Here is a 24525-nt window from a genome sequence, read left to right on the forward strand (position 1 = left end):
GTCTGGACAACGCTCTTTTCATTTAACTGATCTTTTTCTGCTGCTGACTAGTACTCAACGTTCTCACTTGCGTCATTAGCACTTGCATTGCATTCATCGTCAATAAATGATTAATCTGCGAATTCAAACTAATTCCTTCACGATCTGCCATTAAACTCAGCTGTTCGTGTAACGATTTTGGCAATCGCAACGTCACACGACCAGAATAAGCATTTGCCGGGGTTGGCTCTGAAATTGGTCGATGCTCTGCTAAGTTAACTGCAAACCAAGCAGACTTAGCTGCCTCTAAATTAGCCATTAAATCAGCCACCGTATCTTCATAAATTTTAAATCCTGGTAAATCAGGAATAGTCAATTGATAATACCGACCACCATCTGTTTCATCAATTGGATTAATCACAATAGTGTAATTTAAGTCCATATAATACGTAACATCTTTCATTTTAAGCCTCCATTAGTATGCTTAATTGCTTCAAGCATTCGAACAACATCAATCACATTGTATTGCTTCAGCGCAGTATGATGTTTCGGAATCACAATCGTTTGTCTAACATTAGGATGGGTCACAATATAATGTGACCCACCGTTATGATTTTGAAATTGGCACCCATAATATTCTAACAGTCGTTTTGCATCACTGAATTTTAAACTTTTCGGCGCAATCTTAGCGCCAAATCTACGTTCCAACTTTTCTATGGAAGTCATAATTAGCACCTGTGCACCATATATGGTGTCATTGACTGTGTTAACCATAACTTGGATTAACAACGGGTGCAACTATTTTTACTCATGATCTACAGATTAACCTAATCATTTTTTTAATCACTATTGGATTTTCTCACCGGCTGAAATAACCGGGTCTGTTCATAAAACAATCGGGCGACAGCGGGCGTAATTAAGTGTCGTTGGGCTAACTGCTGACTGAGTTGTAACGCCGTCACTTGCTGTAATCGTCGACTGGGACGCTTCGAGTGATCATTCACTTTTAGATCCTGATGATTGATAAAATCTGTTAATTCGGGATTGTCACTACAAATGATTGGAATATCCCAAGTCAAACTAGCCGCTAGTGTTGCCAAAGTACTGGGTTGCGTTAACGAGCTGATCGGTTGTTGCCGCTGTAAAGCCTGCTGATTTGTTGTCAACCAAGCTGAGGTTAACATCGCCAAATGAGCCTGATACAGCGCATGCTCAGTTGCTGATAACCGAGCGGGACTAAAGATAACCCAGTCTCCACGCATAATCAATCGCGTTACTTGGCGTTTTAGTTGGCCATCTGTTAATTCCTGATAAACATCGATATGAATATAGACCACTTTATAAAGATTTTGTAACCAGCCAATCACGTGACTAGCCTGAAACTGCGCCATTTGAATTAAGAGTTGCGTTTCAATCAAAGCCGTCATTTGCCATCTCCATTTCAATTAGTTGTCGCTGACTCGACCACAACTCAGCTGCTGCTAACGGTTCAACTGGCGTCAAGACCGTTGCGCCACGGGCAATCGTTAATTGCTGATGTTTAACCTGCCTAGTCACGACCGTCTTAAGTGCTTCAAACCGACTTAACAATCGAATTTGATCTAAGGGACTGGGCGCTACCCCTAACTCTTGCCGCAAGACTAACCAATCATCATGGGTCAACGCACTTAAAGCCTGAGGCACTTGAATTTCCAAACTGAATAGTCTTGTCACGACTGTCGCATACGGCACCATCGCCAAATCGGCTAATTGCATAACCCGAGCGAGTACCGTCGTTTCAGCGGTAAAGCTCAACCAAGTACTGATCATTAACTCGGCGGGCATCATCGCCATCGCAGCCACTTGACAGGCAGCTTTAGCATGATCAAAATTCGTCGTTAATAAACGCGCATCCGTCTGCCCATACCAGAGCGACCATAATTCATGGGCAGCACTTTGATAACGCTGTCGCAACGGCTGGTGCGTATTAATGGCAATTAAGGTCTCCGTGGCGGTCGTTAACGCAGCGCCATAGTAGTCCCGGTCATTCACATCTTGATAAATTAAAGTTGCTTTGGTCGCAATGACCTGTTCAATCGTACTGCCTAAGAAATATTCAATGGGCATCAATTCGGCTAAATATTCAGCCGCAATCAAGGTCACCATTCGATGCGCAAGTGGTTTATTGGGCATGACGTAACCTTTCCACCAACTGCAGACTATGTAACTGTTGAGTTGCTAGGGCCAGCGTCGTTAACGCCGCCTGACTCGTATAAGTCTTGGCGGTTCCACGAACTTGCCAACTAGTACTGCTATTGTCGACTGGTAGCACCAATTGACTCACCGACTGATCGGTAATCTTCGCCAAACTGGCAATTTGATCGATGGTTAACTTAAACTGGCCAGTAATATACTGTTGTAAGCGCCGTGGGGTTAAATCTAATTGTTGCGCCAACCATGATTGAGTCTGTCCGTGCTGCGATAGCCAACGCTCGACATTCGCTAAAATCTGTTGTTCCACTTGCATGTGGGTTCCTCGTTTTCCATTGCGTGACGGCTGCTCATCTGGCTTTCACAAGTAGTTACGCAAAATTTGAGTCAATTCCGTTTATGTTTATAAAAAAACGACCATCTTTTTTCAGATGATCGCTACTGGTTAAAATTTATATTGATGATGCGGATCAATTCGAGTTAAAACTAAATAACCATCAGTGTTGTAAAAACCATGTATTCTAAAATCACGCGAACCATTACTAAAATGCAGCATCTCATACCAACCTTGATCAAATTGCTCGCGATGCTTAGCACCACCATTCGTGCGCAAATACAACTGCTCGACCTGTGCGATAGTTAGCTGACGACCAATCGTTTTAGCCATAAATAGTTGTAACTGCCGCAAATCAGTCGGCTTTAATTTTTTTTAATCATACTGGCTATCTAACATGACCTCAATTGAAAGTCTAAATTTCTGTACCTGGCGCTTATCCGCAACTAATCCCACGCTTCACCACTGTAAATCCGACGATAATAGTCTGTCATGGCAGCATTCGTTATCACCTGACCATCGTCTGATTCCGCAGTGACCCCTACTCGTGCTATTCGCCATGGTAATTCTTGACGAGCCATAATTTCTAAACTATTACCGGTTTCTCCTCGATATTCCTGCCAAACCGCATTAAGCAAATGTTGAATCTGCAGATCTTCAATGACTGGATTCAGGGTAACTAACTGTGTCAATGGACGATCATCATTGCCAAACTGATCAAAAAATACCGGTGATACTGGTCCTGAAGCCCAAGCTTCAAATTCCGTATCAATCAGGGGACGGTGTCGTAACGCATTCGACCAGGCTTGGGTATAATACATTAATTGTTGTAATTTACGGGGTGACATCGCTGTTTGCGCCAAATACCAATCAGCAATTTCGGTCACGGTATATAAACTAATTTTGTTTTGCATCTTAATGACCAACTTTCATCTATTGTCGTTACCTCAAAAGCTACGCAAACCAGCTTCACTTACTTCAAATAAATAATCATTATCCAATTTTTATTTAATACTTGGGGAACACAAGCAGCTTTTCTCATTTAAAAAGCAGCCACCATTCCAACTCAAAGTAGGAACGCTGACTGCCAATTGATTAACTAAATTCTAGATCCTGTTGATTTTGTTTGCCTAAGGTTGCGACGATTTGGAGCCAGTCCTTCATGCTGACCATGACGGCTGAATCTTGGGTATTGGGATTCTCCACCTCAATGGTATCGTGGCCCTGATTAACAATTGTTAATAGCTGATTAATATTTTTCTTGGCTAATGCACTGGTGACTTTTTTCATTCTCGCCATCTCCCAACTTGTTGAATGATTGCAAATATTGTGCGCCATAAACCGGGGCACGTCAAGCATTTTCGCAAGCTTTTACCGACTCCAGAAAATAACTTGAATACAGAAGATAATTTTACACTAATCAATCGACTCCTGCACTCAATCAGTCCCAAACGCAACTAAAAATTAATGCCGTGGTCGTTCGAACATCGTCTTCATTACATTACGAATGATTTTAAGTTGTTCTGGTGAGACTGGCTGACCATTGTATTCAAATTGATTTTTCTTATTTTCAACGACTTTTTTTAAATCAACCGCCGTGGCATGGTCAGCGTGACTGGCTTTGCCAACTAGCTTATTATAATTTGTACCTAACACTTGGGCCACTTCTTTGAGTGTGCCTTTCGATGGCGTGTGTTTCTTCCAACTATAGATGGCACTCGCACTCAAACCAGCTAAAGTCGCCACTTCGGCCAATGTTAGCCCATTTTTCTTCGCAAACGCGCGGATATTCTTCAGTAACTCCCCGTTATCAAGCTTCATAAAGGCCATATGGACCCCTCCGTTTCACTGATGTCTTTTAAAAAATATACAAATAATCCCGCCAAAATACAAGTCCAAATGGATTGCAGGTGACATATTCGCCCTCAATGCTTAATACAACAGCAAAATGCTTGCAATCGTCTTGTAATATTACTCCTTTACAATAAGTTACATTGATTAAGAAAAAACGATACTTATATTAGAAAGGGTACTTACATATTATGAAACGATTGTTTGCAACGATGGCGATGTTGATTGCCGGACTCACCTTTGGCTTAGTCGCCGCTCAAAAGGCGGACGCTAGTGGCACGAACCGCATCATCAGCACCACTAACATCACCAAAACCGCCTACACGCGTAAAAGCGCCGCGGGGGCGACCTACAATATGACCGGCTCAACGCAAAATTTCACTTTTGTAAAGACGCATTCATTAAAAAGTTACCCTTCCACAACTTGGATGGCAACTCAAAAACGTTACGTCTACAAGACGAACGGTAAAAAATATTTATACTACTACGTCACTAACGCTAATAAGACGGCTGCTGGTTGGGTCTGGCATGGTTATTTAAAGAAGAAAACTAATTCATTTACCAACATGTATAAAGTCGCTAAGTCCAAATTAGGCACACGCTACTCATACGGTGCCAATGGGCCTTACAGCTTTGATTGTTCTGGTTATACCAAATACGTTTTCAAGCAAGCAGCTAAGAAAACCTTAGCGCGGACCGCTCAAAGCCAATATTACTCAACTAAAAAAGTTTCCCGGGGCAATGCCAAGAAAGGCGACCTCGTCTTCTTCGGTTCCAGCACTGGTTCAATTAGCCACGTTGGGATTTACGTTGGCCATGGTAAGATGATTGACGCCCAGAATAATGGCGTCACCCAAGAAAAGATCTACGTTTCTTGGTGGAACGCGGTCGGTTATTCACGACCAGTTAACTTTGGTGCTTAATATTTAGCTAGTCCACGTCATGATTTAAATTATCTCAACCTCAACGGATTTGAATCATGGTTGCGATTAGTGTTAAGCAAGCTCGTTCAGACAATTTTGTCTGGGCGAGCTTTTTTTATGCCCGTATACAAAAAAGAGCCAAGTCTTAACGACTCAACTCTCATCAATCAGGCTCGTGCCTCAACTTGATCCGCACCTTGTTCTACCAATAGCAGTTCCACACATTGCCGGACTAACTGCGCTTGCAAATGTTGCGCTGCTGCAAAGTGATGTAACGCAAACCAATGTAGCCCTTGCTCAATCACGGCTAACAACGAAATCACAATCGCTAGTCCTAATGCTAACTGTAGCCCAACCGTTGGCGTCAAAGTACCAATAAACTGTAGCCACTCCGTCATAATCACTAAACCAATCAACACATTTTGCAAAGGACTCGGAATATGTAAATAACGCCGCCCTTTTTCTGCCACCATGGCCGCAAACCACGCCTCATCCAAATGACGCATGAGCTTAATACGCATTTTTTTATCATCGAACCGATAGTAACCCATGAATGAACTTAAACGATCCAAGATTTCTGGATGATTAGCCACGCCCGAATACCGCACGGATACTTTGGTCACAATCAATACAATTCCTAGTAACACTAACAAACTGGTGTTAAAAATTAAGATTCCCCAAGCTACCGCCATTCGCGGTCACCTCCCCGAGTTTAGAAAACGATTACTTTAATTATAGCAAACTTTTCCAACTTACGACTGCTTTTATCAGGTTAAAACCAGGTCAACGCCAAAAAACGGCCTTCAGCACGCCGCTGATTGCGTGCTGAAGGCCGATAAGATTAGTCGGTTTTAGTGGCGAGTCGTTCACGGGCCGCGGTAATAATCGGTTGGGCTAATCCTAACCGTTCCGCTAACCAGATAGCTTCACTGGCCCCGACTTGATGCAATAGTAGTCGGTAAGTCGGCCGTAGTGTCTTTTGGTCAAAAGCCATCGTGGCCGTCATAAACGTTGGGCAGTCAACCGCATAACTCTTAATCGCACTGAAATGTGTCGTGGCAATAATCGTCGCCTGTTGTTGCCGTAAATACTCGATAATCGCAATACTCAAGGCCGAACCCTCTTCTGGATCAGTCCCACTACCAATTTCATCTAGTAAAACCAACGCATTCGGCTGAATACCAGCCGTCATTTCAACCAACGTGGTCATTTCCGCCGCAAACGTACTCAATTGGGCCGTGATACTTTGATTATCCCCAATATCGATCCAGAATTGGCTAAAGACCGCCATTTCTGTACCGGTCGCAGCTGGTAGTTCCAAACCCACTTGGACCATCAGGGCAAACAACGCAATGGTTTTTAGAACCACTGTCTTCCCACCAGAGTTAGCCCCCGTAATCATTAAACCTTGATGCGGGGCAAGTTCAATATCTAACGGGATTACGTGCTCACCAAGTAAGGGATGCCGTCCCGCAACAATTTTAATGTGCTGGTTCGTATTTAGCGCAGGAGCCTGACTATTCGTGTCGAGGCCGTAATGCCCGCGCGCCAAGATTTGATCAAGCTGACTAAGCAGCACTTGATTTTTCGTCAGTGCGTCCCACTGTTCCTGAACGTCACCGGTTAAGGTCGCCAATAGCTGATAAACTTCGGCACTCTCCGCGGTAATTAAGTTGCTTAACACCGCGCCTTTTTTTGCCGCTGTGGCGGGCTCAAAGAAAATCGTCGAACCCGTATCGGATTGATCAACCGCTTGACCACTAAACCGGTTCTTATAACTGGCTTTTAGCTGGATACAAACACGGTCATTACGGGTAATCAACCGCCGACTCTGGACCGCTTGCGGATGCTTTTGTACAAACTGCGTTAAGGCCGTTTGCACTTGTTGCCGCTGCTTACTGATTTGTTGCCGTAAGTCGGCCAGTTCTGGGGTGGCGTGATCGGCCACCTGTCCATGCACAATCACTTGTGCCAGTCGACCTTGTAGGCCACTGAGCCGAGTTGCCGGTGCCATCATTGTCACTAGATGCGGGGCCAGCGTTTGATGCGTCTGCAGCGTCAATTTTAACCGTTGCAAACTAGTCAAAAAGTCACTGATTAGCCCTAACTGCTGGGCATTTAAGAGTAAGCCTTGTGCCAGCTTCGTTTGTAACGCATCTAGTTGATCCAGGTCAAAGAACGTTAACGTGACATCGTTAGCTAATAACCGATGTGCTTCCGTGGTTAAGGTCAATTGAGCTTGCACCGCCGCTAAATCGGTCAGATTAGGCGCCGCTTGTAAATCCGCTGCCGCCCGTTTACTATGCGTATAGGTTGCAACCGTGGTTAAAATTTGGTCTAACTGGGTAATTTGTTTTAAATTCATTTCTTCTCCTTGCAGCGAACAGCATGGAGAAACTCATTATTTTGAATTGTCGGTCCTGCTGTTGCTAAAACTTGCACTGATTTGTGCCGGACATCGCGCGACAATTTAGCACACTCATTAACGTCACCCCTTGTTTTTGCTGGTGTTAACTGTATCATATCGTGGTAATTCGGGCAAATATTGGCCTGACGCACGCTTTGTGACCACCCTAGTTTCAACACAAGTATGTCTTCCAAAAATCTAGCGGCTTGTTTCCAGCAATTAGTATCTTAGAACCATCGCTTTGACATTCGATAATGGCCACGACTGGATATTGTTTATCATTTCTAAATTTTCCACCTTGTAAATTCAAAAGCGATAACGGCCGATAGTGAGCTTCGTCATGAACTAATGCCAGTGCTATCAACTCACGTCTAGTTCTAATCGCATGCTGATAGTTCAAATGCAAATAAGTCCCCATACCGGTAACCGTTAAATCCAATTTATCCAAATAAGGTAACAAATTAAGAATCTGCAATTTTTGAAAGGTAGAACCATCTGACTTCACCTGTAAGTTACTTACTATTACATGGTTTCTCTGTAAATCGTGCCAAAAACGTTTTGCACCACCTTGTTTATACCCTAATCCGCATAAATGCAAAAAATTTTCCGGTAGAAAATAAAAATTAAGGCACAATATACGATTACCAGCTTTATATAAATAACAGCGTTCTTTTTCAATAAAATTATTGGCGACGTACACTTGAGCTACTTTCAAAACTGGCATAAAAGATACAATTTTTCGACCCTCTGATTGATTAGCTCGTCTATATTTTGCCTTAATATCCAAAGTATATAACCTAATTTCAAATTTTATTTTAAAAAAAGACTGATTGCATCTCTTAAATTAAAGAAATACAATCAGTCGTGTATCAGGTTTTTCTGTTCTCAGCGAACGCTAGTGAACACTCAACTAGCAACTACTATCTGGATTTTTCTGTCCCCAGCAGACGTTAATCAACCATCAAAATTGGTTAACAATTCTATCTGATTTTATAGTTGCCTGATCAACTAAGAGAATAACTTACTCTTTATAATTTGATATTAACAGCTACTGCTTCAATAATCAACAATATGAAGCAATATGAAACAAAGTTTACAATAACTTTATATCCAAACATGCTGTACGATTAATCTCTGAAAAACAGCTCTATGATTAACTTAACAGTGTCTCTTTTTCTGTGCCTATCTTTCCATCCAACAAAAAAGGACACCCAACTGGATGTCCTCTTTTCTTAACTAAACTAAATTACGCTACTGGCTCGCCGCCAGCAGAGCTATTGCCGACGTGATAATTCTTGATAACGGCTATACCAGATATCAATGTATTCTTGTGAGAATGGGCCCTTTTTATGCTTGATCCAATCCACTAACACTTTCACGTTAGCTTTTAAGATGCGGTCGGTCTCAGGCGGGTATTGCCATTTGGCCCCATGCTCCTCGTACTCATCAACATCCAATAAACGGCGCTCACCATCGGGGAAAACTTTGACGTCCAAGTCATAGTCGATGTACTTCAAAGCCTCTTTATCTAAAACATATGGTGAAGCTAAATTACAATAATATGAAACACCGTTGTCGCGAATCATCGCCACGATATTAAACCAATAATGCTTATGAAAATAAACGATTGCCGGTTCACGAGTCACCCACCGCCGACCATCATCTTCGGTGACCAGGGTATGATCGTTGCAACCAATTAAGACATTTTCGCTTGTTTTGAGTACCATTGTATCGCGCCAAGTTCGATGTAAACTCCCGTCGTGCTTATAGCTTTTGATCGTAATGAAGTCGCCTTCCTTAGGTCCTTTAGCTTCGCGCGTCATGTATCGCCCAACTTTCCAAAACATCAGGGTAAAAATTTCATCGAATTTCATTAAATATTATAACAGATTTTAATGGCGCGCGCGTACCTATTTACCCGGTTTCACTCCTCAGCGTCTTGTTCCTCAATAAATTTATTAATATCATCGATTAAAAAACCCTTTTGATATAAGTTCCGTTTCGTCCGCATTCGGCGCTCCGACGGCTTATATTTCCGGTTACGCCGCCACAGCTTTTCCCCTTGTGCAACCAAGGCTTCCCACTGTTCATCGACATCTGGTTCCAAATCCAAGGCGTCGATTGCCGCAGTAATCGTTTCATTATCGAAGCCCTTGGTCATTAGACCCTGCCGGACTTTTTGTTGCATCGTCTTGAACGCTTGGCGATGATAGCGTTTCGCAAGCTTTTGTGCCATCGCCGTGGCATTGTCTAACCGATCATCACTTGAGAATTGACCGGCCAACGCATCATCAATCAACTGCTCACCAACACCTTTTAAACGCAACTTTTGCCGAATCACCCGTGGCCCCTTATCCGAGGTGTTCTTGGCGGTCCGCACATACGCATCGGCATATTGCCTATCATCTAACAAGTGCAGCTCACGTAACTTTTTCATCGTTTGCGTGATGACGTCTTCCTCAATTTCTTCTTGAACCAGCTTGTCATGCACTTCTTTTTCGGTCCGCAAGCTGTGTGACAAATAATCTAAGGCCCGTGAATAAGCCCGCGAGACATCATCGGCGGCCATCATCTCTAATTGAAGTGCTGGGGTAATCTCCATGCCCTTGGCGACTCGATACTTAATCATGACGGCTTCGCTAATCGGAAATGCGTACTTTTCATCTAAATATAAATTATAGCGGCCCTTCCGTTTTTGAGCCTGAATCATCGTTACTTTCGCTACCATCTTATCCTCCGCTTCACTATCGCTAGTCTTTCATTACCTAATGTATCAAACTTTAACGCTCACTTCACGTCTTAAACTTGCACTTTTCTAGCATTTGAAGCGTTATTATCTTGTCAAGCACCTGACAAAATTCATGTAATGGAGGTACTTTATGCAAACTTGGCAAACGGGACGCTTAACCATCGTGATTCTAACCGATGATCCTGAAACCGCTCAGCGGACGTTCAGTCAGCTGGGCCATGATCCCACCCCCGCCCAAATTAACGACTTCAGCAACGCGATTGCACAATTAGCCGGAGCGCCGTTTGAAATGGCAGTTTTACGCACCACTTATCAGTTTCAACGTTAGAACTTAATCCATCCCATACTATTCATGACGTCATCCTAACTGGGTGGCGTTTTTTGTAAAGAATCAGTAGCTCTTTTGTAAAGATTACAGATGATCTAAAAAACAATGTTATCCTTAAACATGACATCTTTTAGGAGGCTTAAATTGAAATACATTTCATATCATGGTACTAATAAACAAAATGCAAATAAGATCTTATCCGTGAATTTTTCAATTAAACTTCCCGTTATGATGAACAATCTTTATAGTCCACATAATCATGAAAAAGTCCCTGGTAGCTTAGGGTTTGGACTTTATACATTTATTGATAATCCTAGCCTTGCCAAAGACTTTAGTATTAGGTTCAACCATACTAATTGGACCGTCGTAGAAATTCAAACAGAGATTAATCACAATGAACTTTTAGACCTCGACAACAGTCATAATCAGACTAATTATCATGAATTCAAAAACAAAGTTAGACAGCAAATTGAACTAGTTGCTCAACATAAATATCAGCGGGCCGTCAGTAGCCGTAAACAAAGTGTGCTCGACGGTATTACAATCGAACTATATATTATGGCGATAAAAAAGCAACAAATTTCAATCAATGCTGTTAAAATGAAAACATACACGACGACCCTAAAAACAAATTGGGTATCAATTGTACCAAATGGTATCGAACTTTGTATCCGAAACATCAATTTAATTCAAACCAAACGACAATACCTTCCAGTTAAAGGAGATTAATATGAAATCTTTAGAAATCAATTTAACAACTAAAGAAATGGATGACTTTTTAAATAACGTTGACTTTAATCAATTGATTGTTAAATACGACTTACTCGCTTCAAAAGTAACAACAACCTTAACTCAAAACAATGATGTTTTACTTAAAACTAACCGTCCTACCGAAATACCCTTCAATAGTCAGTCCCAACCGTCTTCAATTAAAAAATCCAACTAACAACATGATCTTTGACGCCATCCTAACTGGGTGGCGTTTTTTATTTCAACCTTAGGTGCACTTTTCCCCCACCCTAACCGTTGTTATCTATGTAAGCTGGCCAGCCTACCAAAAAACTTAGGAGGAACGACCAATGAACAAAACTTGGATGAAGTCAACACTCGTCGTCGAAATGCAAACTGAGGACGGTCAAAAGCATAAACAGGCTTTTAACGCCATCACTCAAGACCTTACCGACACCCAATTGACTGCTTTTAGTACAGCATTGGAAACCTTAACCGGTGATCAATTAACTATTGCTAACGTTGTCAGTTACTACCAATATCACGCCGCACCCGCGGTCTAAACCGGAGGAGTTAATCGATGAAAACTTTAGATATGAGTTTTAAGACCAGTACCCACAAAATCCATCACTTGAAGTTGCGCTACGCCAGTGATGGTCTCACTAAAGAAGTCGTTGCCAAAGCGATGGCTGACTTAGCTGCCACCAAGCTGTTCGACAAAGATGGTGTCAATTTACTAGCAGAACCCGTGGCTGCCAAGTATGTTGAAACGGTTGAGACACCAATTATTGACGCACCTAAAGCAGATTAGTATTCACTAACCCTGTCCCGTTAGAATCGATTCTGATTCTAGCGGGGCTTTTTTGCAGTCATTTATCCGCAATTTTCGCCACAAAGGGCTCAATCAACTTCCTTAATAACTCCTGGTTCAACAACTCAGTTTGCCATTCGGTCGGGACAGCTTGTATCGGATAGCGGATAGCCGTCCAACTCGCCGCAATCATGGCAATAGTGTCCGTATCGCCACCTAAATTAGCGGCCAAAATAATGGCTTCCTGAATCGACTGGGCTTTAGCCGTGCACCACAGGGCCGCGCCAAAGGTATCCACGACATACGCTGTCGACTTAATCTGATCTACGGACCACGTGCCAATCGTCGGCGTTAGATACGGCGCGTAGTGTGACCACTCAGCTAATACATCTGGCGTATGACGGAGCGCCAACGGTAAGGACGCTGATACCTGCGATAACGCCGCAGCCAAACTGGCCCCATTTAACATGGCATGCAAACATTCCAAATACAAACAACTGCCTAAAATTGCACGTGGATGTCGGTGTGTCAACTTGGTATAATCAGCCGTAACTTGCAAGCGCGTCGGCAAATTCGGTTCAGCCTGCAAGACGGCCGCTAACGGTGCTAATCGCATAAGTGCCCCGTTGCCATTGGCGAACTCAGACGCGTCTCCACAGGCGGTTGGCGGCAACTGATTAATAAATCGATTGCGAATCGCATGCGCACAAGTCTTACCAATATCAAACATCACGTCGCGCGGCGTGTAGGCACCCCACATCATATAAGCCTGGAACTTTTCAAATAAATCCGCATAGTTGCCGTCCGTTGTTAAATTATCGATCAACGCTAACGTCATCGCACTGTCATCTGACCAGCTGCCCCGCGGTTGGTCCCAAGTGCCATTCCCCGTCATCTGAGTCACCTGATAAGTTCCCCGCGCTTTAAATTCCACCGGTACCCCAAACGCATCACCGACAATGCCGGCATAAATAAATTGGCGCAGTTGTGCTGCTTGCATCGGTCTATCCCTCCAATTTAAATCAGTTAATTTTAGTCTAGCATTATTCAGTAAAAATGAACACACGTTCTAATTTATTTATCAAAAAAGCGTAGCGCATCCCTTTCAAGATACAACTACGCAACTCGATTTAAAATCTGTTTAGGCTTTTAATAATGCGTCACCATACGCTAACAACGAAATAAATTGGCCACGCACAGTGGGTTCAATCTTCAGGTTCGCAATCCCGGCATAATTCTGGCCAATACATAACCGCCAAAGATTCAGTGTCAGGTCTTCCCAGGCACCCTTATAGCCGTTCTCACCATGGTTGTCACCATCCGCAAAGATGGCGCCGCCCCGGGTGAACCCATTGGGAATCGTGCCACTAGTGATGACGAGTTGATCAACGACCGCCTGTTCATCCGGCGTCAAGTCAACTGTGGGAACAAATTTTTGATCCCCAGCATGTGGTAACTTCACGATTTCCGTGCTGACGTCCAACTTGGTCCCACAACTGAGACAAAAGTTAGCGTCAGTTAAGTTTTCATGTTGACAGTTCGGGCAGACCCGATAACGTTGCGTTAACATTCTCATTCCTACTTTCAGTTAAATTAATCGTCTTCGTGGGTGTCACGGATCTTTTGCCCACCCGTGACTTTGACGATACGATACGTGTCACCCTGCTTAACGGTTTCGGCGTCATAACTGAACTCTTGCAAATGCGTCCCGTTATCCGTGCCAAAACGATACGTTAAGTAATAGGTGATGATTGATTTATTTTTACTCATTGGCTTGACGGCCCGGACTTCTGAATCGTAGTCAATCCCAGTCAGACTATCATCATTATAATAACCTTTCGACATCCGCACCATTTCTTTGTATTGCGGATTATCGGTACCATCAGTGTAATAGTCGTCCAAGCTACGATCATCGTTATCCGTTGCCTGATCAATGTCACCGGTATTAGATAGCTCTTGAATCGCGACCCACAAGTTATCCATATAGGCATCGGCGTCTTTCAACGTCATCACCCCGGCAAATTCCAAGTTAATCGTTTGATTATCTTCCGTAACTTGGGTGGTCTTAGACGTGACCGTTGATGAGCCGTGCTTGTATTCACCAGACACTTCCATATTTCCAGACCACGGCAATTCACTCACAACCAGCTCACCAGCTGAATCGGCGGTACCTTGTTTTTTCCCATTAACATAAATCACGGTCTTGGGCGCCGTTTCTACGGTGAACGAAACTGTGCGTAACGCGAGGTCGATGGCTTGGCTGGACTTAGTCAAATGGTAGGTCCCGCTGTTGGTCATTGATTTGCCGCTGACAGTACCGCTAGACGCAATCGTATACGTGCCGGGGACTAATGGTCCCAATTGCTTACGGTAGCTGGTACTTGTCGATGTGGCCACGGTCTTGCCGTCAACGCTAATTTTAGCGCCATTCCGGTTAGTCGTCGCGGTTGGATAGACCGGCTTCACTTTGACTTGGTACTTGTCAAAGACCAGCCAGTGCTTCCCCGTCAATTGATACGTAAAGGCACCGTCAACGGTTTGACCATTATTCAATTGCCGTTTGAAGGTCGCCAAAGCTTGTGGATTCTTCTTGAAGTATCGAACCAATGGCTTAATCTTTTTGTCTGATAACTTCAGATTAGGATCCGAGCTCGTAAAGTTGGTCACGAGACCACTTTTATCCGTTTTCAACGCGGTAATTATGCGATCTAATTGTGAGGCCCGGCTATAATAGCTATGACCGAACACGTACCCGCCAATTAAGACGACTACGACCACCCCAATGAGCACCCATGCCCAAGTTGGCATCGTGCTGCCGTGCTGATTGCCACCAACTGATTGGCGCCGATGCGCACTCGCCGTTGGTTGAGCAGTGACTGGTTGCGTGGCAGTTGGTTGACTGTCAGTGGTAGCTTGATTTGAGCTGGCTGACGTGGCCGATTCAGGTGCTATTGATTCAGATTGATCAGCGTTAGCGGCGGCAAACTGGGCTAAGTTAAACCCACAATTCCCACAGAATTCATCGCTGGCCGTGACTTTCGCGCCACAATTCGGACAAAAGGCGGTGCCACCTTGGTCATCGGCTGCCCGATACCGTTTTTGTGTTAGTTTCATCAGTTATTCCTCCAAAATTAATGCCAATTAGCGATGTAAGAGATAGACATTGGCATGCTCGTGATCGCCTTGCGAGACGAGGTTAGCTTGCACTAAGTAACCTTGATACTTGGTCCCATTGATGACTTTTGAGAACTTACTGCGTTTTGTAAAGGTCATCTTCAAAGTCGAGCCATTTTCACTCAAATGCAGGGTCACTTGGTTATGATCACCTTGCCAATTGCCAAAGTCTTTGACCCGCATCCCCACCGCGTTTGGTAAGGAATCGGCATCGTCGTCCGCATTTAAAGCCACCCGACCGTTTTGACGAAAAACGATCCGGGTCACGCCATCACTCGTAGGGCGCCCAGCAAGACCCGCTTTTGAGACGACATACCAACTGTTATAGCGCGCTACTTGGGCTTTCAAACCTTGGTGATGGTAAACACCGCTACCGATGCCAACGATGAGCACAACTAAAATGACCCATGCAAGCCAGGGATACTTTAGGCCGTGATACCAGATTGTTAAACAGCTCTGCCAGTTTGTTGCCGTTGGTGCTACTGGCGTACTGGCTGATGGCGCTGCTTGTAACTTAGCACCGCAAAAGGGACAGAATTTGGTGTCGGCGGGCACTTTTTTACCACAATTTGAGCAAAACATCTAAGCGCCCCTCCTAAAAGTTACTGAAGAGATCCCCGAGTGAAGCGTTTTGCGAAAATTCTTGGGCAAAGTCTAACACTAAGTTTTCAGATTCAATCCGGGCAAAGATGTAAAAGGCTAAGCTCAACACAACTAACGCAATCAAGATAATATAAAACTTGTCGAACCGTTTTTCATTAATCGAATTGTTAATCGCCATAATATAACCGACTTGCCAAACCATGCTAATCGCCGCCACGACGACTAACGCAAAAGCCAATTGCTTGACGAAGGTCAATGGTGAGTCGACATTAAAGGTAATCGTGTAAACGGAAAAGATCAGTACAATGTTTAGAATTAACCCAACATTCGTTAAATGACCAAAGCGGTTCAAATAATCAAAAAAGTTAACCGCCCCGTTTTTATCGCCGAGCGCACTGGCACCAAACCCAATTAAGATATAGAACAACACACCAATTACTACGACAATGAAAAGCTTGGTATCTAGGCCGAATGATAAGTTTTTTAACGTCACCATGGCACTAGCAGTCGATTCGTTGACCTGCTTAATGAACCGGTTAATCGCCGCCACAATCGCAAATGTGAGTAATAAGGCACTCAACACCATGGAAATAATACCGAAGTATTTCTCAGCCGGCGCTTCCGTGTTAGGATGCTTGATCGATTCAACAAACCAGCTAAAGTAGTTCTTCGAATAGTTCTGCAGTTGTGCCACCCGATCATTAGTTGGCGCCGCAGCTGGGTTCGGTTGATCTGTCGTCGTTTGTGTCGTATTAGTCGTGGTATTAGTGGCAGATTCTGCCGTTGCTTGTTGTAAATCATACCCACAGTGAGTACAGAAACGGGTGTCACCATCAACGGCTTCACCACAATTAGGACAATAATTTTGCATTAGTTTGGGCCTCCATTTTTAATCTGTCGATGTATAGGCGCGAATCTTCTGGGCCGGCGTAATCTTCACAATCTTGTAGCTGTCACCACTTGGTTCTAAGGTCGCCGTGTATCGGAAGACTTGAATCCGTTCATCTTTGGAATTTTCAAAATCATACTTCACATCATAGGTCAGTTGGCTCTGTTGCTTGGTTGCTGGTGCGACCGATAAGACAGATGGACTATAGTCGACACTGAGGACGCCATCGTTCTTATAGTAGCCTTTCGCCATCGTCATAAAGCCTTGGTAGTCACTGTTAGCCGTGCCATCAACAAAGTAACTGTCGAGGTTCTTATCATCGTCATCCGATGCATCGCCCAAGTCGCCACTGTCAGTATAGTTACTAATGGCCGTAAATAACCCAGTTAAGTAGTCACTAGCGGTTGACTTGCTCATCACTCCAGGGAATGTCAGGCTCACGGAACCGTCAGCGTCACTCTGGCTGATTTTACGGGTCTTAGAGGTGACCGTGGATCCACCAACTTTGTACTTACCGGTGAGTTCAAGGTTACTCGACCAGGCTGTTTCCTTAATGGCTAAAGTGCCATCACTGCCAATCTGACCTTGGGACTTACCATTCAAGTAAACCGTTGTCTTCGGTGTCCCCGTCACGGTAAATGAAATCGTCTTTAGGGATAAATCGTAACGCTGGTTATTTTGATGTAAGTAGACGGTACTCTTATTTTGTAACAGTTGACCATTGACCGTCCCGGATGCCAGCAACTGATAATTGCCGGGAACGTAGGGGCCAAACTTGTGCTCATAGTAGTTTGAGTTGGATGATCCCACTGATTTACCGTTAATTTTCAGCTGCACCCCACTGCGATTCGTCGTCAACTTGGCATAGAGTGGTTTCACTTTAATTTGATACTTATCAAACAAAAGCCACTTTTTACCAGTGACTGTATACTCAAACAGCCCATCCGTAGTCATCGACCCCGTCCGGAGTTGACTCTGGAAAGTCGCTAACGATTGGCGATTCGACTTGAAGCGGTTTACTAACGGCTGTAGCGTCTTATCAGTCAGCTTCAATGACGGATCTGACGTGGTAAACTGTTGAGCGAGCCCTTTCTTACCAGTCTTTAAAGCACTAATATCACGGTCTAACTGGTTGGCGCGTGAATAATAATTGCGACCGAATAAATAGGCCCCACCAATTAGCACGACGATTACGATGATCGTGATCCAAGCCCACTTGGGTAATGTTGGTTGCTTGTTAACGTTAGCTGTTCGCGTTGCTTCTGTTGGCTGAGTCGCCGTGGATTGTGTGGTCGTCGCTGTTGATTGCGACTGAGAACTACTAGTGCTAGTTGCAGTCGTCTCCTGACTAGCAGCCGCTTGTAGCAAGTTATAGCCACAATTACCACAAAATTCATCACTCGCCGTGACCGCCTGCCCACAGTTCGGGCAAAATCGGCGTTCCCCGCCTTGGTCATCAGCCGCCCGATATAATTTCTGTTGAAAATGCAATACCCCAATCTCCCTTTTTGATATAAACTTATTCATCTAATACTTTATCATAATTTTAAGCTAATTTATTGGAATCTTAATAATTATTGGGGAGAAATTTCTACGACTAAAAAATACCGATTAACTTGGTTGGGGTTAATCGGTGTTTTTAGATTGGGTAATTATACAATTAATTGTGGTTTATCATCTTATCCTGGTTTTTTCTAGCTGTTAACTTGCAAACTGCTTAGCAAACGGACCCACAATGCGTTCAGCCACTTCGACATGACATAAACACTGATACCAATCAGCCGGCACTAACGCATGTTGATGACCGGCCATAAACAAACTGGCACTAATCGTCGCAATGGTATCCGTGTCACCACCCAGATTGGCCGCTAACTCAATAGTTTGTGTTAAATCAGTACTATTTAAGTTCACCTAAATCGCCGCTGCTAACGTATCAACAACATAGGCAGTCGACTTGATAGCAGTACGTGAGGTTTGTTTAAATTCTGGTTGCCAGATAAAATCGAAATTAGACCATTCCGCTAAAATCTCTTTTTGTTTAGCTAGCCCGTCTTTCAGTTGCACTGGGACTACTTGTAACGCCGCTTGCAAAGAACTTCCCGTCAACAAAGCATGCAAGATTTCTAAATAGAAATAACTTGCTAAGATTGACCGTGGATGGCGATGGGTCATACACGTATAGTCATGTGCCAGCTTCAGCCGTTTACTTAGTTGCGATTCATCCGCTAACACGATAGCCAATGGTGCTAACCGCATCAAGGCGCCGTTACCATTACTATTGACTTAATTGCTACCAGCTGCCGTTGCCGGTACCTGCGCATAAAAGTAGTTTCGAACTGCCTGACGACAAGTTCGTCCCACACCGAAAGCTTCCTGATTTGGGGTGTAGTCACCCTTAAAAATATAATTGGCAAATCGTACCATCAAATCACCGTAAGTGTCGCCAGCGGTTAAATGCGCCATTAACGCCAATGACATCGACGTATCGTCTGACCAACTTCCAATGGGTTGCCGCCAGATTCCACCACCAACCAGCTGTGTTAACTGATAAGTCCCTCGTTGTTGACCTTCTGCCGGTACACCAAAAGCATCGGCAACAATTGCGGCCATTAGCATCTTTCGAATACGTGCTGCTTGCATTACTGTCGCCTCACTTAACCCCTAAATATCACATGCTAAACGCGTTGCTTTTGAGGTCTCCCGCTGGACATTGTAAATTTCTACAATGATGCTGTTCCCTACCGGATGCCAATCGATTGCTTGAACTAATTTACGCATGAAGTTCCTGGTGATTTGAGTTTTAATGGAAATACCACTGCGTTCTAGATCATCGTAAAATGTTATGCGTTGATCCAGCTTGTCCACCTTAAAGTAATAGTAGGCAAAGTGTGCCGTCCCCCGTTGGAGAATTAAATGGTATGAAAAATTATAGTCCGCTGGAAATACTTGTATACCATCGTTGGTCATTGACTTAACATCCTTTTTGTTTTATTAACTCTTAACCTTTGTAGTCCTTCTAGTATTGTAGCGTGAATAGGCTCATAAATACACTCACTTTTCATAGAAAAATTCAGCTGACTTGCTTATACAAATACCGCCGTCATTGCTTTAATAAAATTGTACTATTCTTAATTACTATCCCTTAACCTATTTGGCCCACCATATTAGCTCAATTTTTATTTTCAAGGACGATTTTTCTCTAATATTAGCAATAATCTTTAAATACTTTTCCAAGTTTCACATATCAAAAAGCGATAACTAATCCCAGTAATAAAGGTACATACTCTACTGGAAAAATTAATTATCGCTTTTTAACATTACTAATAAAACCCTCTAATAAAATATTCCTTAAAGTCATTATCTTGATACATATCAAACAACATATGTGCAAGACTCCCACGAAAAGGCTCTGGAGAATTATTAATTTCATCGTCTGTAAATTTAATCGCCTTTCTACTTTTACTAAAAAGGACATTGCCTTTTTGATCCTCATCAATTTGAAATTCATAATGATAAATATCATCATCATGATCAATTAGCCATAATTGAATCATACCTATTAATCTCCATATATTCCACAAACATACAGTTAGTAACCCAATAGATTATCTAATCGATTCTAAAAATGCTGCCAAAGCATCCTGCCAACTAGGAATCACAAAGCCAGTCCCCTTAGCCTTGTCCAAACTCATAATCGAATGCCGTGGTCGATAAGCTTTTTGCGGAAACTCCGCTGAAGTCACTGGCTTAACATCCACATCGGTATCTTTCAAAATTTCACAAGCAAAATCATACCAAGTAGCTGTACCATCGTTACTTAACTGATAAGTGCCAAATGGTGCCTTAATATCCAACAAATGCATCATAAATTCTGCCAAAGTCCGAGTCCAAGTTGGTCGACCAACCTGATCATTAACGACGGTTAAAACTGGATGAGTTTTGGCCAGATTTTGCATCGTATAAACAAAATTATTCCCAAATTCACCAAATACCCAGCTTGTCCGCACAATATACGCTTTCGCACCACTCATACGAACAGCTTGTTCGCCAGCCCACTTAGCTCGCCCATACTCATTCTTCGGATTAGCAGGATCATCTTCTAAGTAAACACCTTCATTCGTCCCATCGAAAACATAGTCTGTGGAAATGTACACCAGTTCAACATCATTAGCTTGTGCAACTTCAGCTAAATTCTTGGTTCCATCAACATTAACTTTCCAATTAAGAGCTTTACCTTCATCTTCAGCCTTATCAACCGCCGTATACGCTGCAGCATCCAAAATAACTGCTGGTTTTAATGCTTGAACTTTCTCACTAACCGCCATTCGATCTGTGATATCTAGGTCGGTAGACGTCAATGCCGTGTAATCCCACTTAAGCTCATCTAAGAGCTTCTGTAATTCTTGGCCTAATTGTCCACTAGCACCAACAATCATTGCTTTAACCATGACTATTTCCTCCTAAAAAAACAAGAGAACTGTCCATCGACACTTCCCTTGTCATCATTCACTATCTATTGTCCATTCTTAGCGTAATTGGCTTCGACAGCAGCTTTATCTTGTTGCCACCAATCTTCATGCGCTTGATACCATTTAATCGTATCAGCCAATCCAGAACGAAAATCAGTGAATTCCGGCTGCCAGCCAAGTTCCGTTCGTAGTTTGGTTGAATCAATGGCGTATCGTAAATCATGCCCAGGTCGATCCATTACGGTATCGTAGGCATCTTTCGGTTGTCCCATCAATTCCAAAATCATTTCTAGAACGTCTTTATTGTTCATTTCACCGTCAGCACCGATTAAATAGGTTTCACCAATCTTACCCTTGGTTAAAATCGTCCAAACGGCTGCTGAGTGATCATTCGTATGAATCCAGTCACGAACGTTCTTACCAGTACCATAAAGTTTAGGTCGAATACCACTTAAGATATTCGTAATCTGCCGTGGAATAAACTTTTCAATATATTGATAAGGGCCATAATTATTCGAACAATTTGAAATCGTAGCTTGTAGGCCAAATGAACGGACCCAAGCACGCACTAACAGATCACTGCTAGCCTTGCTTGATGAATATGGACTAGAAGGCTTATATGGGCTCGTTGGCGTGAACTTTTCACCAACACCTTCACCATGTCCAGGTAAATCTTCCCGTAATGGTAAGTCACCATAGACTTCATCCGTTGAGACATGATGGAACCGTTTATTGTATTTATGTGCTGATTGAATCAACGTATAAGTCCCAATAATATTCGTTTTCAAAAATGGCCATGGATCTTTTAATGAATTGTCATTATGGCTTTCAGCCGCATAATGGACAACCGCATCCGTTTGTTGCATTAACTCATCAACTAAGGGTGCGTCACAAATATCACCGACCACCAGTTTAACCCGATTACCTAAAATATCAGCGATGTTAGCCTTGTTCCCAGCATAAGTTAACTTGTCCAAAACCGTAATATTCACTTCCGGATGATGATTATAAACATAATGGACGAAATTTGATCCAATAAAGCCGGCTCCACCGGTAATTAATAGATTTTTCATAACGACTCCTTAAATTTCACCATAAACAAATGGATTGTCTTTTTCAAATTCAGCAAAAGTTGGTTGCTTAGCATCCTTTTCAGAAGTAATCGCCTGATCGAAATCAATTGGCCAATTAATATTTAAATCCTTATCCATGAACGTAATACCACCATCAGCTTCAGCATCATAGTAATTATCACACTTGTACAAGAAGTTAACGTTATCAGTTAATGTTACAAAGCCATGCGCAAAACCACGTGGTACTAGCAATTGACGATGGTTACTCTCAGAAATGATGTAACCTTCCCATTGCTTATAAGTTGGCGAACCCTTACGAACATCAACAATAACATCCAAGACAGCACCAGTAACCACGCGAATTAGCTTCGTTTGTGAAGCCTTTCCACGTTGGAAATGTAGCCCTCGTAATACGCCAGCATCGGCTGATAATGATTGATTATCTTGAATAAAGTCAAAATCAATCCCCGCTGCTTTGAAATCACGATCAGAGTATGTTTCTGTGAAAAAGCCACGTTTGTCACCAAATACTGCTGGTTCAATAATCTTTACATCTTGTAACTTGGTTTCAGTTACCTTTAATTTTCCCAAAATTAAGTCCTCCATTTTATTACAATCTATTTCTCAATCCAATAAATCCACTAAGCTAATAGTAGCACATAACTCAGATTGCATAAAATACTACCTTTTAATAAAAATTTATTTCATTTTGTTAAACTATTCAATGCATAATGATGACCAGCAGTAAAATCATACTGAACTAATTCATAATCATGTAATAGTTTTTTTTGTTGCTTAGTGAGTTCAGATGTCGTCATTAACTGTTCATTAGTTTGATTTATTAAATTCATACCGCCACTAGGTAAATTGGGATTCGATGAGGTTGTTGAAACCTTTGAGGCAATGATAGGTAGTCTTTCACTTACCTTTTGAACCAACGCATAATATGGCGTAACTTTTGAATCAGTTGCTTGTAACATCTCACTAGCGAATGAATAAGTACCAACCATTTTCTGATATTTCGGTTGGTTTAGCTTTTGATGATTGGACCAAATAAAGTACGGGGTCTTGTGCATCTGGACACCATCTTTTTCCAAATCCACATGATCATAAATACTTGGTAAATGATCACCGTAGAAAACGACTGTTACATTTTCTTTCATTTTTTTAAGCTTCTGTAACAAATATTGATTGGCTTTATCAGTATAATTAATTCCCTTGCTGTATGTCTCAATAGCCGAACGCTCTTCAGATGAAAACTTTCCTGTCGCCGTAAACTGATTATTTTTGTAATACTTTTTGGTAAAAGGCATATGATTCTGCATTGTAGATAACTGTACAAACTGACTATTACTATTATGCTTTAGTGCATATAATAATGATTTATATGCTGATCTATCAGAAACATATGGATTGGTTCCAATTTTAGACGTATATCTTTTGGGATACCGATGACTTAAATATTCAAATTCATTAAACCTCATTTTTTTAAAAACTTGTTCTCGGGAATACAGTGTTCCAGCATAAGGATGCATCGCTAGACTACTAGAAAATGCATTATTTACCGAAAAAGTTTTCGTTTGTCTAACTACTAGCTGTGTATATGGCGTCGGCAAAGTTGCTGAAAAGTTCCCCAATGATAATCCAGTCAATGCTTGATATTCCATATTTGCGGTTCCACCGCCATATCCATCACTTATCATATTACCACCAACGCCATTTTTAATTAGATTACGTGTGTATGGTATCGGGTCCCTATTGAGTTTTACTCCAGGTACCTGCATTGGATCACTAAAACTTTCAGACAAAATAAAAACAACTTTTTGTTTTGTCCTTTTTCGTTTCATATTTATCTTTTTACTAGTACTCTGATATCTCTTAACCAAATCATTCATAGTATCTCGAGAATAATTATCCGGTTTTTCCATAATTTTCACATTTCCTCGATTTAAAATTGAAGTGCAACACCTGCTCTACTAGACCAGTTCTTTATTCAGACTAGTCAAAAAGGCCATG

At 42.5% G+C, this 24525-nt stretch carries 32 protein-coding genes and 2 pseudogenes; 6 read left to right on the forward strand and 28 right to left on the reverse strand.

Annotation, left to right across the window (positions count from 1 at the left end; all coding sequences use genetic code 11):
- Positions 1 to 22: 22 nt before the first annotated feature.
- The 9 genes and pseudogenes from FFM77_RS10390 to FFM77_RS10430 form a co-directional block, all read right to left on the reverse strand.
- Positions 23 to 442, reverse strand: coding sequence for a type II toxin-antitoxin system HicB family antitoxin (locus FFM77_RS10390; RefSeq protein ID WP_137635695.1), 420 nt, complete (start codon positions 440 to 442; stop codon positions 23 to 25).
- Positions 439 to 705, reverse strand: coding sequence for a type II toxin-antitoxin system HicA family toxin (locus tag FFM77_RS10395; protein WP_171001605.1), 267 nt, complete (start codon positions 703 to 705; stop codon positions 439 to 441). Before FFM77_RS10395 ends, FFM77_RS10390 begins: the two co-directional genes overlap by 4 nt.
- A gap of 113 nt (positions 706 to 818) precedes the next feature.
- Entirely contained in the window at positions 819 to 1406 is a 588-nt protein-coding gene (locus FFM77_RS10400; protein WP_137635697.1) for a hypothetical protein, read from the reverse strand.
- Complete coding sequence (locus FFM77_RS10405) at positions 1390 to 2151, reverse strand: ImmA/IrrE family metallo-endopeptidase (protein ID WP_137635698.1); 762 nt, start codon at positions 2149 to 2151, stop codon at positions 1390 to 1392. Before FFM77_RS10405 ends, FFM77_RS10400 begins: the two co-directional genes overlap by 17 nt.
- Positions 2141 to 2485 carry a helix-turn-helix domain-containing protein gene (locus FFM77_RS10410; RefSeq protein WP_137635699.1) on the reverse strand — a complete coding sequence of 115 codons (345 nt, stop codon included), beginning with the start codon at positions 2483 to 2485 and terminating at the stop codon, positions 2141 to 2143. Before FFM77_RS10410 ends, FFM77_RS10405 begins: the two co-directional genes overlap by 11 nt.
- A gap of 129 nt (positions 2486 to 2614) precedes the next feature.
- Positions 2615 to 2866 (reverse strand): annotated as a pseudogene (locus tag FFM77_RS10415) (MAG6450 family protein); the annotation flags it as partial.
- Positions 2867 to 2949: 83 nt separating this feature from the next.
- Positions 2950 to 3417, reverse strand: coding sequence for a Panacea domain-containing protein (locus FFM77_RS10420; RefSeq protein WP_137635701.1), 468 nt, complete (start codon positions 3415 to 3417; stop codon positions 2950 to 2952).
- Between the two features lie 181 nt (positions 3418 to 3598).
- Positions 3599 to 3793, reverse strand: coding sequence for a type II toxin-antitoxin system Phd/YefM family antitoxin (locus tag FFM77_RS10425; protein WP_137635702.1), 195 nt, complete (start codon positions 3791 to 3793; stop codon positions 3599 to 3601).
- Positions 3794 to 3967: 174 nt separating this feature from the next.
- Positions 3968 to 4333 (reverse strand): helix-turn-helix domain-containing protein, encoded by a 366-nt coding sequence (locus FFM77_RS10430; protein ID WP_137635703.1) that lies wholly within the window; start codon positions 4331 to 4333, stop codon positions 3968 to 3970.
- Positions 4334 to 4545: 212 nt separating this feature from the next.
- Between FFM77_RS10430 and FFM77_RS10435 the strand changes: the two genes are divergently transcribed.
- Positions 4546 to 5277: a C40 family peptidase gene (locus tag FFM77_RS10435; protein WP_137635704.1), complete on the forward strand. Its 732-nt coding sequence runs from the start codon at positions 4546 to 4548 to the stop codon at positions 5275 to 5277.
- A gap of 167 nt (positions 5278 to 5444) precedes the next feature.
- Here FFM77_RS10435 and FFM77_RS10440 read toward each other — a convergent pair whose 3' ends face one another.
- The 5 genes from FFM77_RS10440 to recX form a co-directional block, all read right to left on the reverse strand.
- Positions 5445 to 5969 carry a hypothetical protein gene (locus FFM77_RS10440; RefSeq protein WP_137635705.1) on the reverse strand — a complete coding sequence of 175 codons (525 nt, stop codon included), beginning with the start codon at positions 5967 to 5969 and terminating at the stop codon, positions 5445 to 5447.
- Positions 5970 to 6118: 149 nt separating this feature from the next.
- Positions 6119 to 7642, reverse strand: coding sequence for an endonuclease MutS2 (locus FFM77_RS10445; RefSeq protein WP_137635706.1), 1524 nt, complete (start codon positions 7640 to 7642; stop codon positions 6119 to 6121).
- 214 nt (positions 7643 to 7856) lie between these two features.
- Positions 7857 to 8471 (reverse strand): PBECR4 domain-containing protein, encoded by a 615-nt coding sequence (locus FFM77_RS10450; RefSeq protein WP_137635707.1) that lies wholly within the window; start codon positions 8469 to 8471, stop codon positions 7857 to 7859.
- Positions 8472 to 8958: 487 nt separating this feature from the next.
- The gene (ntdP, locus tag FFM77_RS10455; RefSeq protein WP_137635708.1) at positions 8959 to 9507 is read right to left on the reverse strand and encodes a nucleoside tri-diphosphate phosphatase; all 549 of its coding nucleotides are present in this window, start codon (positions 9505 to 9507) and stop codon (positions 8959 to 8961) included.
- Positions 9508 to 9608: 101 nt separating this feature from the next.
- Complete coding sequence (gene recX / locus FFM77_RS10460; RefSeq protein WP_137635709.1) at positions 9609 to 10412, reverse strand: recombination regulator RecX; 804 nt, start codon at positions 10410 to 10412, stop codon at positions 9609 to 9611.
- Between the two features lie 151 nt (positions 10413 to 10563).
- Between recX and FFM77_RS10465 the strand changes: the two genes are divergently transcribed.
- The 5 genes from FFM77_RS10465 (at position 10564) to FFM77_RS10485 (ending at position 12301) form a co-directional block, all read left to right on the forward strand.
- A complete protein-coding gene (locus tag FFM77_RS10465; protein WP_137635710.1) occupies positions 10564 to 10761 on the forward strand; it encodes a DUF1659 domain-containing protein in 198 nt (65 codons plus the stop codon).
- Between the two features lie 144 nt (positions 10762 to 10905).
- Positions 10906 to 11490 carry a hypothetical protein gene (locus FFM77_RS10470; protein ID WP_137635711.1) on the forward strand — a complete coding sequence of 195 codons (585 nt, stop codon included), beginning with the start codon at positions 10906 to 10908 and terminating at the stop codon, positions 11488 to 11490.
- 1 nt (position 11491) lies between these two features.
- On the forward strand, positions 11492 to 11707 hold the full coding sequence (locus FFM77_RS10475; RefSeq protein WP_137635712.1) for a hypothetical protein: 216 nt from the start codon (positions 11492 to 11494) through the stop codon (positions 11705 to 11707).
- A gap of 133 nt (positions 11708 to 11840) precedes the next feature.
- A complete protein-coding gene (locus FFM77_RS10480) occupies positions 11841 to 12053 on the forward strand; it encodes a DUF1659 domain-containing protein (RefSeq protein ID WP_137635713.1) in 213 nt (70 codons plus the stop codon).
- Between the two features lie 17 nt (positions 12054 to 12070).
- Positions 12071 to 12301, forward strand: a complete 231-nt coding sequence (locus FFM77_RS10485) for a DUF2922 domain-containing protein (protein ID WP_137635714.1) — start codon at positions 12071 to 12073, stop codon at positions 12299 to 12301.
- 58 nt (positions 12302 to 12359) lie between these two features.
- Here FFM77_RS10485 and FFM77_RS10490 read toward each other — a convergent pair whose 3' ends face one another.
- The 14 genes and pseudogenes from FFM77_RS10490 to FFM77_RS10560 form a co-directional block, all read right to left on the reverse strand.
- Positions 12360 to 13301 carry an ADP-ribosylglycohydrolase family protein gene (locus FFM77_RS10490; protein WP_137635715.1) on the reverse strand — a complete coding sequence of 314 codons (942 nt, stop codon included), beginning with the start codon at positions 13299 to 13301 and terminating at the stop codon, positions 12360 to 12362.
- A 141-nt stretch (positions 13302 to 13442) separates the two neighbouring features.
- On the reverse strand, positions 13443 to 13871 hold the full coding sequence (locus FFM77_RS10495) for a zinc ribbon domain-containing protein (RefSeq protein WP_171001606.1): 429 nt from the start codon (positions 13869 to 13871) through the stop codon (positions 13443 to 13445).
- Positions 13872 to 13894: 23 nt separating this feature from the next.
- A complete protein-coding gene (locus FFM77_RS10500; RefSeq protein WP_137635717.1) occupies positions 13895 to 15415 on the reverse strand; it encodes a zinc ribbon domain-containing protein in 1521 nt (506 codons plus the stop codon).
- Between the two features lie 27 nt (positions 15416 to 15442).
- Positions 15443 to 16057, reverse strand: a complete 615-nt coding sequence (locus FFM77_RS10505; protein WP_137635718.1) for a zinc-ribbon domain-containing protein — start codon at positions 16055 to 16057, stop codon at positions 15443 to 15445.
- A gap of 13 nt (positions 16058 to 16070) precedes the next feature.
- Positions 16071 to 16949, reverse strand: a complete 879-nt coding sequence (locus FFM77_RS10510) for a zinc ribbon domain-containing protein (RefSeq protein ID WP_137635719.1) — start codon at positions 16947 to 16949, stop codon at positions 16071 to 16073.
- A gap of 18 nt (positions 16950 to 16967) precedes the next feature.
- A complete protein-coding gene (locus FFM77_RS10515) occupies positions 16968 to 18458 on the reverse strand; it encodes a zinc ribbon domain-containing protein (RefSeq protein WP_137635720.1) in 1491 nt (496 codons plus the stop codon).
- A 210-nt stretch (positions 18459 to 18668) separates the two neighbouring features.
- The gene (locus FFM77_RS10520) at positions 18669 to 18878 is read right to left on the reverse strand and encodes a hypothetical protein (RefSeq protein WP_137635721.1); all 210 of its coding nucleotides are present in this window, start codon (positions 18876 to 18878) and stop codon (positions 18669 to 18671) included.
- Positions 18879 to 19607, reverse strand: a pseudogene (locus FFM77_RS14195) (ADP-ribosylglycohydrolase family protein).
- Between the two features lie 21 nt (positions 19608 to 19628).
- Entirely contained in the window at positions 19629 to 19934 is a 306-nt protein-coding gene (locus tag FFM77_RS10535; protein ID WP_137635724.1) for a hypothetical protein, read from the reverse strand.
- Between the two features lie 353 nt (positions 19935 to 20287).
- A complete protein-coding gene (locus FFM77_RS10540) occupies positions 20288 to 20521 on the reverse strand; it encodes a hypothetical protein (RefSeq protein WP_137635725.1) in 234 nt (77 codons plus the stop codon).
- Positions 20522 to 20572: 51 nt separating this feature from the next.
- Positions 20573 to 21415, reverse strand: a complete 843-nt coding sequence (gene rfbD, locus FFM77_RS10545; RefSeq protein WP_137635726.1) for a dTDP-4-dehydrorhamnose reductase — start codon at positions 21413 to 21415, stop codon at positions 20573 to 20575.
- A 65-nt stretch (positions 21416 to 21480) separates the two neighbouring features.
- Entirely contained in the window at positions 21481 to 22509 is a 1029-nt protein-coding gene (gene rfbB, locus FFM77_RS10550; protein WP_137635727.1) for a dTDP-glucose 4,6-dehydratase, read from the reverse strand.
- A gap of 9 nt (positions 22510 to 22518) precedes the next feature.
- Positions 22519 to 23100, reverse strand: a complete 582-nt coding sequence (gene rfbC, locus FFM77_RS10555; protein ID WP_137635728.1) for a dTDP-4-dehydrorhamnose 3,5-epimerase — start codon at positions 23098 to 23100, stop codon at positions 22519 to 22521.
- 113 nt (positions 23101 to 23213) lie between these two features.
- On the reverse strand, positions 23214 to 24437 hold the full coding sequence (locus tag FFM77_RS10560) for an LTA synthase family protein (protein ID WP_137635729.1): 1224 nt from the start codon (positions 24435 to 24437) through the stop codon (positions 23214 to 23216).
- Positions 24438 to 24525: the final 88 nt, after the last annotated feature.

It is taken from the genome of Lactiplantibacillus songbeiensis, assembly GCF_005405125.1.
In the GTDB taxonomy this organism is placed as follows: Bacteria; Bacillota; Bacilli; order Lactobacillales; family Lactobacillaceae; genus Lactiplantibacillus; species Lactiplantibacillus songbeiensis.